Origin of the sequence: Pseudomonas sp., assembly GCF_051660785.1 — a bacterium.
Taxonomy (GTDB): domain Bacteria; phylum Pseudomonadota; class Gammaproteobacteria; order Pseudomonadales; family Pseudomonadaceae; genus Aquipseudomonas.
Genome location: NZ_JBOFQE010000098.1, coordinates 1 through 16,283, shown reverse-complemented (window position 1 = coordinate 16,283; position 16,283 = coordinate 1). Strand labels below are relative to the sequence as shown.

Here is a 16,283-nt window from a genome sequence, read left to right as displayed (position 1 = left end):
AAGCACCGGGTTCAAGGGCGATAGATGATCGCCGAGCCCCAGGACAGGCCAACGCCGAAACCGCTCAGCGCAACGCGCTTCCAGTCGGAGTCCAGCACGTGCTTTTCCAGCAGCAACGGAATGCTCGACGACACGGTGTTGCCGGTCTCGACCATGTCCTTGATGAACTTCTCCGGCTCGCCTTCGAAGCGACGCGCCACGGCGTCGACAATCGCTGCGCTGCCCTGGTGAATGCAGAAGGCGTCGATATCATCAGCGGTCAGTTGCGAGTCAGCCAGCAGTTCATGCAAATGCGCCGGGACTTTGAGCAGGGCAAAGTTGAACACCTGGCGACCGTTCATGTAGAACACGCCGTCGGTGACTTTCAGGTGCGGCGCACCGGAACCGTCGGTGCCGAACTTGGCTTTGCCCAGCTGCCATGGCGCGTTTTCACCCATCCAGGTCGCGGTGGCGGCATCGCCAAAGAGCATGGTGGTGTTGCGGTCTTCCGGGTCGACGATCTTCGAATAAGGGTCGGCGGTGATCAGCAGGCCATTCTTCAGGCCGGCGGCTTCCATGAAGCCTTTGATCGCATAGATGCCGTAAACGTAGCCGGAGCAGCCCAGGGAAATATCGAAAGCGGCCACGGTGGTCGGCAGGCCGAGCTTGTCCTGAACGATGGCGGCCGTGTGTGGCAAGCCTTCTTCGTCACCGTTCTGGGTGACGACAATCAGTACGTCGATGGATTCGCGTTTCAGATCGGGGTTGTTGGCGAACAGCGCATTGGCTGCTTCGACACACAGGTCCGAAGTTTCTTGCCCGGCGTCTTTGCGCGGCAGGAAGGCCGAACCGATTTTGCCCAGGATGAACTCTTCATCCTTTTCGAATTTTGCACCTTGTGCGTAATTGTCCACGCCGGCTACAGGAACGTAGCTCGCAATGCTTTTTATGCCAATCATTACGGCTTCCCAATAATAAACAGCCCAATACCACCGCTCGTAATGATTCGAGGGGCGCCGACAAACAGAGAAAAATGTCGCCCCAGGGAGGCAACAACGGGAAGAATAAAAGGCTATCACTGGGCCAAACAGAGGCCAGGCGCCACCTTCCCGATCAATACAATACAGTGAAGATGCGCGTTATGACTCGCAGGTCACGCTATTTTGCCGAAACAGACCGACAAGGCGTTATTCGACCAACGACCAGTCCAGCGGGGTTCCACGCTTGATGGCGTGGCGAGCACGGCGGCCCAGAAGGGTTTCAGCGTGTTTGGGCGCCAGTCCCAGGCCAGGGCGAATGGCACGCAGATTGGTATCGGTAAACGCCTCGCCGGCAGCCATGTCTTGCGTGACATAGAGCGAGCGGCGGTACACCAGGGACTTGCGCTCAGCCTCGGTCACCCCGTAATGCACTTGGCCCATGGCCTGCCAGGCACGCTCGGTTTCGATCACCAGGCTTTCGAGTTCGGCGGGCTCCAGGGAGAAACTGGCGTCCACACCACCGGCCGAACGGTCGAGGGTGAAGTGCTTTTCCACCACCGTCGCCCCCAGCGCCACCGCCGCCACGGACACGCCGACACCCATGGAGTGATCGGACAGCCCGACCTCGCAGCCAAACAATTCACGCAAATGAGGAATGGTCCGCACGTTGCTGTTGGCCGGTGTCGCCGGGTAGGTGCTGGTGCACTTGAGCAACACCAGATCCTTGCACCCCGCCTCACGGGCCGCGCGCACGGTTTCATCGAGCTCGGCGATGCTGGCCATGCCGGTGGAAATGATCAAGGGCTTGCCGGTAGCCGCAACCCGGCGAATCAGTGGCAGGTCAGTGTTTTCGAAACTGGCGATCTTGTACGCCGGCACGTCCAGGCTTTCGAGGAAGTCGACGGCACTGTCATCGAACGGCGTGGAGAACGCCAGCATGCCCAGCTCTTTGGCCCGGGCAAAAATCGGCGCATGCCATTCCCACGGCGTATGCGCTTTCTCATACAACGCGTACAACGAGGTCCCGGCCCACAGACTGTTGGGGTCCTTGATGAAAAATTCGCCTTCGGCCAAGTCCAGGGTCATGGTCTCTGCGGTGTAGGTTTGCAGCTTCAAGGCATGTGCGCCGGCCTTGGCCGCGGCTTCGACGATTTGCAGCGCCATGTCCAGCGACTGGTTATGGTTGCCACTCATCTCGGCGATGATAAACGGCGGCGCGTCGGCACCGATCAAGCGGTCGCCAATCTTGAAGCTAGTCATTCTGATGATCCTTTAATACGCGCGTGAACGCGCAGGCACTCTGAGTAAAACCGGCTTCGCGAAATACCTTCAACGACGGCTGGTTAGCCGGCAACACCTGGGCGGTGATGGCAGCCAGTTGCGGCCAACGGGCCCTCACGAACGTCTCGCCACGGGCCAGCAGCGCCCTGCCCCAGCCCAGGCCGATGCGATCTTCGAACAGATAAATCGAGACTTCGGCTTCAACGCCGCGCAAGTCATAACGCAACACACCCACCGGGCCGTCATCGGCCTCAGCGATCAGCAGCAAGCGCTGCGCATTGCTCAAACTGGCGGTCAGCCAGTTTTGATGCGACGACCATTCGACCACCCCGGTCTCCAGTGACCAGCGCCGCACCGCCTCGGCATTGCGTCCGTCGAACAGAAGCTGCGCATCGTCAGCGGTCGCGGGGCGGATCTGTAGCACCGCACCGGCCAAGGCGGCCGCCACGCGCTGCGCGCCGCGACCATCGACCAGTTGCCGCGAATGGTCGGCCAGGCTTTGGCGTATCCCCTGATTGCCCGCGACAAAACCAATGGCCTCGCGCAGTTGCTCGACGCTCACTTGTTCGCGAGCCCCCAGAAACACATGGGCACCCGAGGCCGCCATGACCTCGCCGTTGGCCTGCTGATTATTCGACACCGCAATGCAAATCGTCGGCAGCCCCATGGCCGCCCGCTCCCAACTGGTGCCGCCGCCGGCACCGACAAACAGGTCGGCCTCGGTCATCAGCCGGTAGAAGTCGCTGACGAAACTGTGCAAGCGCCAGTTTGGTCGCTTCGCCGCCATGGCGTGCATGGCGTCCCAGGCCGGGTTGTCGGCACCGGCCACAAAATCGACTTCCAGCGCATCGAAATCCGCCATCGCCAACATCGCGTGATGAGTCTGCATCGCCGCATCGAAGCCGCCGAAGTTCACCAGCACTCGCTTGGCTTGCGGCTTGATCGGAATTGCCGGGCAGCGAAACTCATCGCGCAGCATTGCGAAACGTGGGCCGAACAACGTCTGGCAGCCGGGCGCGAGCAGCGACTCATAAGCCTCGGGCGTGCCCGACAGATTCTGGTTGAGCAGCAGATCGACCGCGTATTGCCGAGTGGCCAGGTCATCCACTGCGGCGATCCGTGGCGCCCAGCGCCGGGCCGCCGTCTGCCAGTGATGGTCGAGGCCATAGTGGTCGACGATGATCCAGTCGAACACCGGATGGTTTTCCAGCGCGTGCGCCAACGCGTCGATGTCCGCCTGCCACGGCAGCATGGATTCGATGGCTTGCTGCGGATCTTCACCGGGATAACGCTCTGGCAACGCGAAGGTTTCAAAACCTTCGGCCGCCAGCGTGTCCAACCGATGGCCCGGCAGCAGGCGACACGCAAAGGCAACGTGCGAGCCCTGCTTGCGCAAGGTTCTGGCCAGGGGCAACAAGCGAGCGATATGCCCGCTGCCAATGGTCGGCGAAGCGTCGGAGCGAATCAGCACTCTCATTGCAATTCACCCCCGGCCTTCAGCGCGGCGTACAGGTATTCAGCGCGCTTCCAGTCTTCGAGGGTGTCGATGTCCTGCACCAGATGCCGCGGCAGAATCACCGGCAGACTCGCCGGGGAAAACAACACATCACCGCGCAACCAGGCCTCGCTGCGCCCCCAGTAGAACTGACCGGCGTCCTGAAAGGCTTCGGCCAGATCTTGCGAGCGGCTATTGCGAAATTCCGGGTACAGCGACGTCAATGCGCCCTGCTCGTCGAGGGTCAGGGCACGCTGCACGGGAAAACCGAAACCGGCCACGGAAAACGCGAAGGATTTATCCGGGTGCTGCTCCAGCAATTCAAATCCCTGACGCAGAAACCGCGCCTGCAACAGCGGCGCGGTGGCGTAGAGGCAGCAGGCATAGTCGAACGCCGGAAGCTCATTCAAGGCATGCACCATCACCGCAGCGGTGCCGGTGAAATCGTCGGCCAACGACGCCGGACGCATGAACGGCACTTGAGCGCCGTGCGCCCGCGCGACCGCGGCAATTTCTTCATCGTCAGTGCTGACGATTACCTGATCGAACAGCTGCGAATCCAGCGCCGTACGGATCGAACGAACGATCATTGGCACGCCGTCGAACGGCTTGAGGTTCTTGCGCGGTATGCGTTTGCTGCCGCCCCGGGCCGGAATGATGGCGATGCAACTCAACAGTCACTCCTCCTCTAGAACCAGCCGCCGCAATTGCTCGACCACATAATCCTGTTGTTCATCGGTCAGCAAAGGAAACAGCGGAAGGCTGATAGCCTCGGCGTAATAACGCTCCGCCTGCGGGAAGTCACCTTCAGCAAAACCCAGGTCGCGATAGTAAGGCTGCAGGTGCACCGGAATATAGTGCAGGTTCACACCGACACCCGCCGCTCGCAAGCCTTCGAACACTTGTCGATGGCTGAGATTGATGCGATCAGCCTGCAACCGCACCACGTACAGATGCCATGCCGACTCAGCCTCGGGCTGCGGATTGGGCAAGGTCAGCGGCAAGTAGGCCAACAACCGGTCATAACGCGCCGCCAGTTCACGACGGCGCCCGATGAAGTCGTCGAGCTTGTTCAGCTGTGACAGCCCGAGGGCCGCTTGCAGGTCGGTGATCCGGTAATTGAAGCCCAGCTCCACTTGCTGGTAGTACCAGGGACCGTGGCTCGGCTCGGTCATGTGCTGCGGATCGCGGGTCATGCCGTGGCTGCGCAAGCGCTGCAAGCGTTCAGCCAGGTCCGCACGATTGGTCAGGACCATGCCGCCTTCGGCGCTGGTGATGATCTTCACCGGATGAAAACTGAACACCGTCATTGCCGCGAAATCGCCGCACCCCACCGGACGCCCGGCATAGGATGCACCCACCGCGTGGGAGGCATCTTCGATGACCGTGAAGCCATAACGCTCGGCCAGTCCGGCGATCTTGCGCATGTCGCAGCTTTGGCCTGAAAACGCCACGGCCACCAACACCTTCGGCAACGTCCCGTCACGTTCGGCGTCTGCCAGTTTCGATTCCAGCGCGTAGGCATCGAGGTTCCAGGTCAGCGGATCGATGTCGACGAAATCCACCTCGGCGCCGCAGTAGCGACCGCAATTGGCGGAGGCCAGAAAGGTGTTCGGCGTGGTCCACAAGCGGTCGCCCGGCCCGAGTCCCGCTGCCAGGCAAGCGATGTGCAACGCGGCAGTGGCGTTGCACACCGCCACCGCGAAATCAGCCTGGCAACGCTCGGCCATGGCCTGCTCAAACCGCTCGATGGTCGGCCCTTGAGTCAGCCAGTCAGACTGCAACACCGCCACCACCGCGTCGATGTCTGCCTGATCGAGGCATTGCCGACCATAGGGAATCATGCCGGCAACCCGGCGTGCAGGTCGGCGATCTGGCCCACCGACAGGAAGTGCGGGTTGGTGTCGGAGCGGTATTCGAAGTCTTCACCCACAGGCAGGCCCTGCTCGCCGGTGTTATCGACGGCAAAATCCACGTCGACGCTGGTGAAGCGAATCGACGGCTGAATGGTGTAGTGGTCGGCGAATTCCAGGGTCATGCGCGCGTCGTCCAGCGGCACCATCAATTCATGGAGTTTTTCGCCAGGACGAATACCGACGTTCTTGTGCGGCAAGTGTTCCGCCATGCCCAGCGCCAGATCGACGATGCGGATCGATGGAATTTTCGGCACAAACACTTCGCCACCGTGCATGCGAGCGAAGCTGTCGAGTACGAACTGCACGCCGTGATCGAGGGTGATCCAGAAACGCGTCATGCGCTCATCGGTGATCGGCAATTCTGTTGCGCCTTCGTTGATCAGCTTGCTGAAGAACGGCACGACAGAGCCCCGCGAGCCGGCCACGTTGCCGTAGCGGACCACGGCAAACCGAGTCTGCTGTTCGCCGGCAATGTTGTTGGCGGCCACGAACAGTTTGTCCGACAGCAATTTGGTTGCGCCGTACAGGTTGATCGGGCTGGCCGCCTTGTCGGTGGACAGCGCGACGACTTTTTTCACGCCGTTATCGATGGCCGCGGCAATGATGTTTTCCGCGCCGTTGACGTTGGTACGAATGCATTCGGTGGGGTTGTATTCCGCCGCCGGCACTTGCTTCAGGGCAGCGGCGTGCACCACGTAATCGATACCGCGCATGGCCTGACGCAAACGCTCTGCGTCACGCACATCGCCGAGGAAGTAGCGCATGCACGGTGCATTGAACGTCTGCTGCATCTCGTACTGCTTGAGTTCGTCGCGCGAGAACACCACCACTCGTTTAGGCTGGTATTGCTCCAACAGGCGACGGATGAAATTGCGCCCGAAGGAGCCGGTACCGCCCGAGATGAAAATCGATTTACCGTTGAACATGCCTTGAGTCCTTTTACCTGTCAGCAGGCTTAAGCAAGCAACTGCGCCCAGTTCACACTGGAAGCGTCGCCGAGGGTAAAGCCCTTGCCGGTCAAGGCCAGGTTCTGGTTGTAAGCCGAATCTTGTGCGAAACGCGCTTGCCACTTGTCTTGCAGGGCCGCGGCGGTCTGCGGCGCGTCAGGCAACAAGCCCGGGTGCAGCATTTGCGCCTGCGGACACCAGACGATCAGGTAACCGGCGTCGGCCGCTTTCAGGCACAGATCGATGTCAGCGAAGGCCTCGTCGAAATGCTCCTCGTCCAGACCGCCGACGGCTTCATAAAGGTCTTTGCGAACCATCATGCAAGCCCCGGAAACCGCCGAGTAGTTCTGCTCCACCTGATGACCGTTCATGTAGCCTTTGGCATCTTTGCGCTCACCGATAAACACCGAGCCCAGCACACCGTTAAAGCCCAGTACCAGACCGGCCTGAGTGGTGACGCCGCGGAAATCCATCAGCTTGGCGCCGACAATCCCGACTTCCGGACGCTGGGCCTGGTTGAGCAGGCTATCGAGCCAGTTGGAGTTGACCACTTCGACGTCGGCCGACATCAGCACCACGTAGTCGCCCTTGGCCTCACGCACCGCAAAGTTATGCAGCGCCGAGGCGCTCAGGCGCTTGCCGCTGCGCAAAATACGCAGGCGATCGCCCTTGCCTTCCAGGCTGGCCAACCAGGTGGCGAGTTCTTCGGACTGACTGTGGTTATCGGCAATCAGGATTTCATGCTGCTGATAACGGGTGCGTTGCAGCACGCTGACCACGGCGCGTTGCAGGGACTCGAAATTGTCCTGGCTGTGCAGGATGATCGACACTTTCGGGCGCTTGGCGTGCTGGTAGTCGATCTGCCAGGTTTGCGGCAACTCGGAACTGACCCGGCCGCGGTAGCCGCGGGCCGTCAGGGAACGGGTCAGGGTCTGACGTTCGTGAGGGTTTTCCTCGACAGATGGCGCGTTGCAGATCAGCAGCGGCTCGGCCAGATGGGCCAGGCCACCCAGGCCGCCGTTTTCGATCAGGCGCAGCACCAGATCGAATTCCAGCGCCGACGCGTATTCAGTCGAGAAACCACCGACCTCAGCCAATACATCACGTTGGATCAGCCAGTGACGGGCCATCAGCGACGGCACGGTTTGCAGCAGATCGAGGTTGACGCCCGGACGGAACACTTCGCTCAGGGAACCGTTTTCCTGACGCTGGATTTCGTCCATGGCTACTGCACGTATGCCTTCGGCACCGTGCAATTCGAGGCTGGTACGCAGCAAGCCACTGGCGGTGAACTGATCACCGGCCTCGGCCAGCACCAGCCAGTCGACAGTGGACTGGGTCACACTTTGGTTGATGCGTTCGACGTAGTTGCCGGCAGTGACTTTAACGAAGTGCACGGTGTCACGCGGCGTGGTGGTTGCCGGCAAATCGCCGGTGGTGAACACCACCAGCTTGAACGCCTTGCAGTGGCCACCGACCAGGCTGTCGAAGGTGGCCTGCAACTTGACCATGTCGGCGTCCAGGTCCAGCAACAGAATGCCGAATTGTGGACCGCCGTTGTGTTTGGCCAGGTGCGCACTGATTGACTTGAGTTGCCTGGCATCCGGGTTGCGCGCGTCGATCCAGCTCAGCAGGCGACCGGACGGCATGTTCTCGAACAACGACTGTTCGTCTTGGGCCGGTACCGACGCCAGGCGCTTGGCCCAGGCTTGCAACCTGACGCCCTCTTCCTCTTCCTCGGTGCCCTGCAACGACTCGGCCAGACGCGCAACCACGGTACGGTTGAACGCATAAAGGCTCAGCGCTTCCCACAAACGGGCACGCAGGGTGCGGTCATTGTCGTTAGGGTGAACGCGCAACAGCTCATGCTGCTTGAGCAAAATGCCTTCCAGTTCCTGCAACTGCAATTTGCCGGCGGGCATGGTGTGCAGGAGGAATTCGAATTCGGTCAGCAGGTCAAACACCGGCTCGTTGTAGAACGGCATTTCGACGAACTGCTGCTGACCAAACTGGCGCACCGGCTCTTTACCCGCCCCATGCCAGGCCGATGTGAAAATCATCGTCCCCTGCAACGAACGCATGTTAGTCAGGCAGTCGGCCATGGTGGCGAAACTGTCCAGCGCCACCTGCTTGCCCTCGGCCAGCGTCTTGTGGCTCATGCCGGTCGGCAGCGAAGCCAGAAACTCGGCAAAGCGCTCGCGGTCAGCCACGGTTTTCGCGTCCTTGAGCGTCAACACCGTCAGGACGTTGGTGTTGTGCTCCGAGACACCGTAAGGGATTTCCCGCACGGCAAACGGGATCGGCAAGATTCGCGCCTTGGCCCGTGCAAGCATGTAATAGGCATGGCCTATTTCCTGCCACTCGAAGCTGGTGCCCGGCAGCAGCGCGTTGTGCCAGTCTTGCAGCAGCTCGGTGCGGCTGACCGCATAGAACGGCGGCAGGAAATGCCCCATGAATTGCGTCAGGCGATCTTCGGCTTTATCCGAGCAATAATCTTCCGGCCCTTTGCGGTCGCGGCGAAAGTAATTCACTTCCGTGGCGCGGGCCAGGTACATGATTCCGTAGCCGTGAGCCATGCCGTAGTCGGCGTTATCTTCGAGGAATTCCAGCGACTCGGTGACCGCATCGTGAATCAGGAAATCGTCATCGGCCGCCAGCACCATGTAAGGCGTGGTCACCTGGTTCACGCCATAGGCGAGTTTTTCCTGAAGCCCGGTGTAGGTGAACTGCGGCAGGTGCCGGTAATCGACCATCGGGTAATCCCGGGTGATGTCGTCGTCGCTTTTGAGCGAAGAATCCAGGACCAGAATCGTGCAGGGATAGCTGCTGTAATACTGCAAGGTGCGCCGCAGATAGGCGTTGCGATTGTGGGAAATCACCACCACCGTCAACCGTTCTTTCAGCGGTGCCACATCGTTACGAGCAGTGTTTTGAACGCGCATATCTCTATCCCCACAACCGGCCAAGCGCCGAGAACCCAGATTCAATAATAATTAACGAATGCGACGCAGGTAGCCGTCCGGCGCCACGGTGATCAGCAGCTTGTTCTGCAACTGACGGTCGATTTCGAAGTCGGCGTTTTCTTCCAGGTATTTCCACACGGCGGTCTTCGGGTTGTCGCCCGGGCCCCATGGACGATCCGGAAAGAAGTCGGCCGGCATGTCTTCAACCACGGTGTCCATCACCACGCAGTAGCTATCGACCGACACCAGTGGTGCGTACAGGCGCAGCTCTTCCAGCACGTGGTCGTGGGTGTGGTTGGAGTCCAGCACCAGAATGACTTTCTTGCCTTCGGCCGCCGCGCGCACTTGCTCGGCGATGGCGGCGTCGATGCTCGAACCTTCGATCATTTTGATGCGCTTGCTCATCGGGTGGCTTTCGATGGCTTCGCGGTTGTGCGGGCGAATGTCGAGGTCGATGCCCAGCACTTCACCGTGGCCTTGCAGCTCCAGCAAGGACGCGTAGTAGATGATCGAACCGCCGTGGGCGATGCCGCACTCGATCACCAGGTCGGGTTTGACCTGCCAGATGATTTCCTGCATCGCCATCATGTCTTGCGGCAACTGAATGATCGGACGGCCCATCCACGAGAAGTGGTAGCTGTACTTGTGCTTGGCCGACTGGTTGAAGAAATCCTGGGCCAGGCCGGTGAGTTTCTGGTCGTCGCCCTGGGCTGCGATTTCTGCCTGGCATTCGGCTTCGAAGGCTGTATTGATGGTGTTGTCGGTCATTTTTCTAATCTCAATAGTCACTGGAACGAAGCGCTGTCGACGGCGTGATAGACGTAGCGTCCATCGGTCATCCGCTTGATTTCTTCGAGGTAGTTGGAGTTCATCACAAACAGGTTGGCGCCTTCGGGCAGAGCATCCATCGCCTCTTGCGGCGAGGACACCAGCACGCCGCTCAGCGGTAGATATCGGCCCTGCTTGGCCGGGTTGATATCCACCACGCGATCCACCGCCACGCCGGCCCGTTGCAGGAACAGCGAATAGATCACGCCTTTGGACGACGCGCCCCAGATCGCCGAACCTTGCTCGGGGGCGGCCTGGATAATCTGCACCGCGCGCTCGAGGCTGCTGGTGAAACCCTGCGGCAACTCAAGGCGCGGCACCGGCTGATCCGGGGTCAGGCGCAAGGTCGCCAGGTCCGCCACGATGTATAGGTATTGGCCACCGAACAGGTGACCGGCTTCATGCACCGTGCCGAACATCCGGCGCAGGTCATCGAGGCGGAAGTAATTGACGTGCTCGTAGAACAGGTCGAACCAGGCGCGGTGCTCCAGGATCCAGTCGAAACACGGCACTTCGATGTAGATCTGCCCGCCCTGATTGGCGTCGGTCATTTCGGCGAGGAAACTCACCGGGTCCTGAATGTGTTCCAGCACATGGCGCAGCACAATGGCGTCCGCTGCCAGCCCGAGGCCTCGAGTGAACGGCGCCTTGATCACATCGGCGTTGTTGCCTTCGTAGGCCGGGTCGATGCCGGTGATGGCGTAGCCAAGGCTTTTCAGCAGCTCCAGGAAGTAGCCTTTGCCGCAGCCGACTTCGATCAGCTCCTGGCCCTTGAAGTGGCGGGCAATGATGCCTTCGACATCGCTCAAGTGCTTCTGGAACTGGCCCGAGTGCGCCTGTTCGTTCTGGTAGTCAGCGTCGTAGCTGAGCTTGTCGGCATCGAAGGCCTGGTTGAAGATCAACCCGCTCTTTTCGTCCTGCACCAAGACCATGTCGGCGCACGCCGAAGCTTTCGCCGACGCAGGGTCGGCAAAGGTGCGGTTCTGCAACACCGGCAGGTCGACAACCCGATACAACTCATGCCTCATGCTCTGCTCCCAGTAGCTGTTGCAAACGGTCCGCCACGCCCCAGAACGCCATCGGCTCGTGGGTCGGGTATGGGTAGTGACCGAGGTTCAAACGGATCGCTGCGCCACGTTCGCTCAGTCGTTGCTCGACCAACGCCCGCACCGAAATCGGCTGGCCGCTGGAACAATTGATCACGCCGTCGAAATCACGCTGTTGCAGGATGTCGGCGAGGTAGCCGGCGGCTGTTTCGATGGCCAGGTAATCGCGCAACTGCTCGCCGGCGGACATGTTGAAACTGTCGTCACCGGCATCGATGGCCCGGTCCAGCGCCGCCAGCAAACTGTTCGGGTTCTGCCCCTCGCCGTGCAGGTAGAACAGCCTTGCCCATTGCAGGGTGAACGGTTGAACCCGCTTCAGGTTTTCGAGGAACAGGCGCAGGGTGTTCTTCGCCAAGCCGTAAGGATTACTCGGCTGCGGCGCGGTCTGCTCGCTGAGCGGCCCACTCTGCAGGCCGTATTCAAAACAGGTGCCGGTGACCAGCACTTGCGATACACCCGCCTCGACCGCGCTCTTGATGAACCGGTAATCGGCCATCAGGTTGTGCTCGAAGTGAAACAGCGCCTGATAGTTCGGCAACCCTGGCCACGCCAGATGCGCCAAGGCATCGATGCCATCGGTCAGCGCGGCGATGTTCACATCGTCGGCGTGAATATCCGCGGCGATAAACTCCACGGCATTGATCCACGGCATGTTCGCAGCGGTCTCGGCGTTGCGTGCCACGGCGCGGACTTCGCAGCCACGGGCGAGCAAGGCCTCGACCAGATGACGGCCGACGAACCCGGTCGCCCCTGTGACCAGGACCTTCACAGGACGGTCAACTCAGGCACGGCGATGACAAAGCGGCCGCCCCACTCGCGCACCTGGGCCAATTGCTGACTGACTTCGTGCAACAGGTTCCACGGCAACACCAGGACGTAATCGGGTTTTTCCAGATCGATCTGCGCCGGCGGGACAATCGGAATGCGACTGCCCGGCAGATACTTGCCCTGCTTGTGCGGGTTGGCGTCGGCCACCCAGGCCAGCAGGTCCGGTTTGACGCCTGCGTAGTTGAGCAAGGTGTTGCCCTTGGCCGCAGCGCCGTAGCCGACCACGCGCTTGCCGTCGGCTTTCGCCTGCAACAGGAAACGCAGCAGTTCGTGCTTGATGCGTTCGGCGGCGGGCGCGAGGGTCGCGTAGTACTCGGGGGTTTTCACCCCGGCGGCGAGTTCGGCTTGCAACTGTTGGGCAACCGCTGGCTGCACGTCGCGGCGCACGCCATCGGCACGCTGGACGAAGACCCGCAGCGATCCGCCATGGGTCGACAGCTGACTGACGTCGAACACTTCCAGACCGTTGCGCTCGCACAGTGTTTGCACCGCAGTCAGCGACAGGTAGGAATAGTGCTCGTGATACAGCGTGTCGAACTGCTGGCCGGCCATCAGGGTCAGCAATTGCGGAAACTCGAACGTCGCCACGCCGGTCGGCTTGAGCAACGTCGCGAAACCACCAAGGAAATCATTGATGTCCGGCACATGGGCCAGCACGTTGTTGGCCGCCATCAGGTCGGCAGACCAACCGTCAGCGATCAACTGCGAAGCCGTGTCGCGACCGAAGAACAGCTCGCGGATCTCCAGACCTTTTTCCCGCGCCGCTTGCGCGGTGCTGCGGGTCGGCTCGACGCCCAGGCAAGGGATGCCGCGTCCGGCGACGTACTGCAACAGGTAACCGTCGTTGGCGGCGATTTCTACCACACGGCTGTCGGCGGTCAGGCCGAAGCGCTCGACCATCTCGGCCACATACTGATCGGCATGGGCCAGCCAGGTGCTGGAGAACGAACTGAAATACGCATACTCGGCGTCGAACAGGCTGTCAGCGCTGGTGTAATCCTCGGTCTGCACCAGCCAGCATTGCTGACACACCGCCACTTTCAACGGCACCCATTGTTCGGCTTTCTCAAGCTGATCGGCGCGCACATAGGCGTTGGACGGCGGCGAGGTGCCGAGATCGATCAGCGGCAAGGCCAGAGAAGTCCCGCAACCACGGCAGTTCATACGCGTACTCCAGCGAAGTGTTCATCGAGCAAGGGATGGCTGGAATCCCTGGCCGACAGATTATTGACAGGCAACGGCCAGGCAATCGCCAGCCGTGGATCGTTCACGCTCAAACCGCCCTCGTGCGCAGGCGTGTAATCCGCGCTGTGCAGGTAGAGCAGTTCGGCGTCGTCGGTCAGGGTCTGGAAGCCATGGGCGAAGCCGGCCGGGATCAACAGGCTGCGACCGTCACCGGCGTGCAGGTGTTCGGCGTGCCAGTGCAGGAAGGTTTCGGAGTCGGGGCGCAAATCCACCGCCACGTCCCAGACTTCACCGCGCAGGCAGGTGATCAACTTGGCTTCCGGCGCGCTGGCGTTCTGGTAATGCAGCCCGCGCACACTGCCGCGTTCGCGGGTGCAGGAATGGTTGATCTGACGGATATGAAACGGCTCGCCGAACGCGCTGAGGCTGCCTTCACAAAATAGCCGCGCGAAGTGTCCACGCTCATCTTCGAAGCGTTTGTGCTGCACGCTGAACAACCCGGCGAGCGGCAATGCTTTCAACAGAAACTCGCTCACAGCGCGCCTCGGTACAGGTTCAACTGGCCCAGGGTGATGGCGCGCATGTCGTCGCCGTTTTGCCACGCCAGGTGCCAGTCGAGGGTCTGGGTCAGGCACTGCTGCAATGACCAGCGCGGTTGCCAGGCCAACAGTTGACGGGCACGGCTGCTGTCCAGGCGCAGCAGACCGGCCTCATGCAAATCACTCGGCTCGATGCGCAAACCACGAGCTTGCGGCCAGCGGTTGGCAAGCAATTCGACGACTTCGCCGACGCTGCACATGTCCGCTTCGCTCGGGCCGAAGTTCCAGGCACCGGCAAACTCGGGACCTTTTTCATAGAGGCCGGCGGCCAGTTGCAGGTAACCGGCCAGCGGCTCCAGCGCGTGCTGCCACGGGCGCACGGCTTGCGGGTAGCGCAGGGTCACGGGTTCGTCGGCGGACCAGGCTTTCAGCACATCCGGAATCAAACGTTCCGGGGCAAAATCACCACCACCCAAGACGTTGCCGGCACGCGCCGTGGCCAGGGCCAGACCGTGTTCGGCATATTTGTCGGCCGGGAAGAACGAAGCGGCGTAAGACTGCGCCAGCAACTCGCAGCAGGCTTTGCTGCTGCTGTAAGGATCGTGTCCGCCAAGGGCTTCGTTTTCACGGTACGGCCACAGCCATTCCTGATTGGCGTAGACCTTGTCGGTGGTCACCAGCACGCAGGCGCGCACACCGCCGACCTGGCGGATCGCTTCGAGCAGATTGAGGGTGCCCATGACGTTGCTGGAATAAGTCCCCAGCGGGTCGCGATAACCCTCGCGCACCAGCGGCTGGGCCGCCAGGTGCATGACGATTTCCGGCTGGGTCTCGGCGATCAGTTCCAGTAACGCGCCGAGGTCACGCAGGTCACCGCGCTGATCGTTGATGCCTTCGTGCACCCGCGCCAGTTCGAACAGGCTTGGCTCGGTCGAAGGATCAAGGGAAAACCCGCTGACTTTGGCGCCCAGGCTTTGCAACCACAACGTCAGCCAGCTGCCCTTGAAGCCGGTATGGCCGGTCAGCAGAACCCGCTTGCCGCGCCAGAACTCCGGACTCAGTCCCATTGTTTCCATGGGGCCTCCCCGCTCAGCCACAGTTGCTCAAGGTGGTTTTTGTCGCGCAGAGTGTCCATCGGATGCCAGAAGCCATCGTGCTGGAAGGCTTGCAGTTGCTGTTCGCTGGCCAACGCTGCCAGCGGCTCGGCTTCCCAGGAGGTCTGATCGTCGGCGATGTACGGCAGCACTTTGGGCGACAACACGAAGAAGCCGCCATTGATCCAGCCGCCGTCACCGCGCGGCTTCTCAATGAAGCCTTTGACGCTGTCACCGTCGCGTTCAAGGGCGCCGTAACGGCCTGGTGGCTGCACGGCGGTCACGGTCGCGAGCTTGCCGTGGGTCAGGTGGAAGTCCACCAACGCGCCAATGTTGAGGTCGGAGACGCCGTCGCCGTAGGTGAAGCAGAACGCTTGTTCGCCTTCCAGGTACCGGGCGGCGCGACGCAGGCGGCCACCGGTCATGGTGTCTTCGCCGGTGTCGATCAGGGTCACGCGCCACGGTTCGCTGTAGTTCTGGTGAACGTCCATGCGGTTGTTGCACATGTCGAAGGTGACGTCGGAGGTGTGCAGGAAGTAGTTGGCGAAGAAATCCTTGATCGCGTAGCCCTTGTAGCCAAGGCAGATCACGAAGTCGTGAATCCCGTGGGCGGAGTACTGTTTCATAATGTGCCAAAGAATTGGCTTGCCGCCGATTTCGATCATTGGCTTGGGCTTGAGGTGCGACTCTTCGCTGATCCGCGTACCGAGACCACCTGCCAGAATTACTGCCTTCATCGCTGTCCTCTTGCTCTTCGCGCGGCCCGGCTACCCCCGCGAGGGTTGGCGAACCGTCAGATGCACATCATTTACCCGCAGCCACTGGGGCCTTCACGTGTTTTTAGGTGAAGGTTTTATGGCGATATGCGGGGGACTTGCAGGAAGTGAGCCAATTGTCTGGGGTCGGCGACTGGTGGGGTTTGGAGGGATTTGGGATTTGGGATTTGGGATTTGGGATTTGGGATTTGGGATTTGGGATTTGGGATTTGCGTACATATCCGTTTCTGCGGTAACGGCTACTTATGGTTTCGCTCTTACAGCGAGTCCCTTTTTCAAACGCCAAAAAGGAACCAAAAGGCTTCGCCCCGGCGTACGGCGCCTCGCTGAGGCTCCGCGTTCCCTCGCTACGGTGTCCATCAGGGG

At 61.0% G+C, this 16,283-nt stretch carries 14 protein-coding genes; all 14 read right to left on the bottom strand.

Annotated elements, in window-relative coordinates; translation table 11 throughout:
- Positions 1-11 precede the first annotated feature (11 nt).
- The 14 genes from ACRC4F_RS28100 to rfbF all read right to left on the bottom strand — a co-directional run bounded on the left by ACRC4F_RS28100 (position 12) and on the right by rfbF (position 15,878).
- Entirely contained in the window at positions 12-938 is a 927-nt protein-coding gene (locus ACRC4F_RS28100; protein ID WP_438662276.1) for a ketoacyl-ACP synthase III, read from the bottom strand.
- A 228-nt stretch (positions 939-1,166) separates the two neighbouring features.
- Positions 1,167-2,219, bottom strand: a complete 1,053-nt coding sequence (gene pseI, locus ACRC4F_RS28095) for a pseudaminic acid synthase (RefSeq protein WP_438662275.1) — start codon at positions 2,217-2,219, stop codon at positions 1,167-1,169.
- Entirely contained in the window at positions 2,212-3,717 is a 1,506-nt protein-coding gene (gene pseG, locus ACRC4F_RS28090; RefSeq protein WP_438662274.1) for a UDP-2,4-diacetamido-2,4,6-trideoxy-beta-L-altropyranose hydrolase, read from the bottom strand. The genes pseI and pseG overlap by 8 nt, the downstream gene beginning before the upstream one ends.
- Positions 3,714-4,409, bottom strand: coding sequence for a pseudaminic acid cytidylyltransferase (pseF, locus tag ACRC4F_RS28085; RefSeq protein WP_438662273.1), 696 nt, complete (start codon positions 4,407-4,409; stop codon positions 3,714-3,716). The genes pseG and pseF overlap by 4 nt, the downstream gene beginning before the upstream one ends.
- A 3-nt stretch (positions 4,410-4,412) precedes the next feature.
- The gene (gene pseC, locus ACRC4F_RS28080; protein ID WP_438662272.1) at positions 4,413-5,579 is read right to left on the bottom strand and encodes a UDP-4-amino-4,6-dideoxy-N-acetyl-beta-L-altrosamine transaminase; all 1,167 of its coding nucleotides are present in this window, start codon (positions 5,577-5,579) and stop codon (positions 4,413-4,415) included.
- On the bottom strand, positions 5,576-6,577 hold the full coding sequence (pseB, locus tag ACRC4F_RS28075; RefSeq protein ID WP_438662271.1) for a UDP-N-acetylglucosamine 4,6-dehydratase (inverting): 1,002 nt from the start codon (positions 6,575-6,577) through the stop codon (positions 5,576-5,578). The genes pseC and pseB overlap by 4 nt, the downstream gene beginning before the upstream one ends.
- 29 nt (positions 6,578-6,606) lie before the next feature.
- Complete coding sequence (locus ACRC4F_RS28070; protein WP_438662270.1) at positions 6,607-9,540, bottom strand: TIGR00180 family glycosyltransferase; 2,934 nt, start codon at positions 9,538-9,540, stop codon at positions 6,607-6,609.
- Between the two features lie 51 nt (positions 9,541-9,591).
- Positions 9,592-10,329, bottom strand: coding sequence for a cephalosporin hydroxylase family protein (locus ACRC4F_RS28065; protein ID WP_438662269.1), 738 nt, complete (start codon positions 10,327-10,329; stop codon positions 9,592-9,594).
- Positions 10,330-10,346: 17 nt separating this feature from the next.
- Entirely contained in the window at positions 10,347-11,417 is a 1,071-nt protein-coding gene (locus ACRC4F_RS28060) for a class I SAM-dependent methyltransferase (protein WP_438662268.1), read from the bottom strand.
- Entirely contained in the window at positions 11,407-12,264 is an 858-nt protein-coding gene (locus ACRC4F_RS28055; protein WP_438662267.1) for an NAD-dependent epimerase/dehydratase family protein, read from the bottom strand. Before ACRC4F_RS28055 ends, ACRC4F_RS28060 begins: the two co-directional genes overlap by 11 nt.
- Positions 12,261-13,487 carry a methyltransferase domain-containing protein gene (locus tag ACRC4F_RS28050; protein ID WP_438662266.1) on the bottom strand — a complete coding sequence of 409 codons (1,227 nt, stop codon included), beginning with the start codon at positions 13,485-13,487 and terminating at the stop codon, positions 12,261-12,263. Before ACRC4F_RS28050 ends, ACRC4F_RS28055 begins: the two co-directional genes overlap by 4 nt.
- Entirely contained in the window at positions 13,484-14,044 is a 561-nt protein-coding gene (locus ACRC4F_RS28045) for a dTDP-4-dehydrorhamnose 3,5-epimerase family protein (RefSeq protein ID WP_438662265.1), read from the bottom strand. Before ACRC4F_RS28045 ends, ACRC4F_RS28050 begins: the two co-directional genes overlap by 4 nt.
- Positions 14,041-15,123, bottom strand: coding sequence for a CDP-glucose 4,6-dehydratase (gene rfbG / locus ACRC4F_RS28040; RefSeq protein ID WP_438662264.1), 1,083 nt, complete (start codon positions 15,121-15,123; stop codon positions 14,041-14,043). The genes ACRC4F_RS28045 and rfbG overlap by 4 nt, the downstream gene beginning before the upstream one ends.
- Positions 15,105-15,878: a glucose-1-phosphate cytidylyltransferase gene (gene rfbF, locus ACRC4F_RS28035; protein WP_438662263.1), complete on the bottom strand. Its 774-nt coding sequence runs from the start codon at positions 15,876-15,878 to the stop codon at positions 15,105-15,107. Before rfbF ends, rfbG begins: the two co-directional genes overlap by 19 nt.
- Between the last annotated feature and the right edge of the window lie 405 nt (positions 15,879-16,283).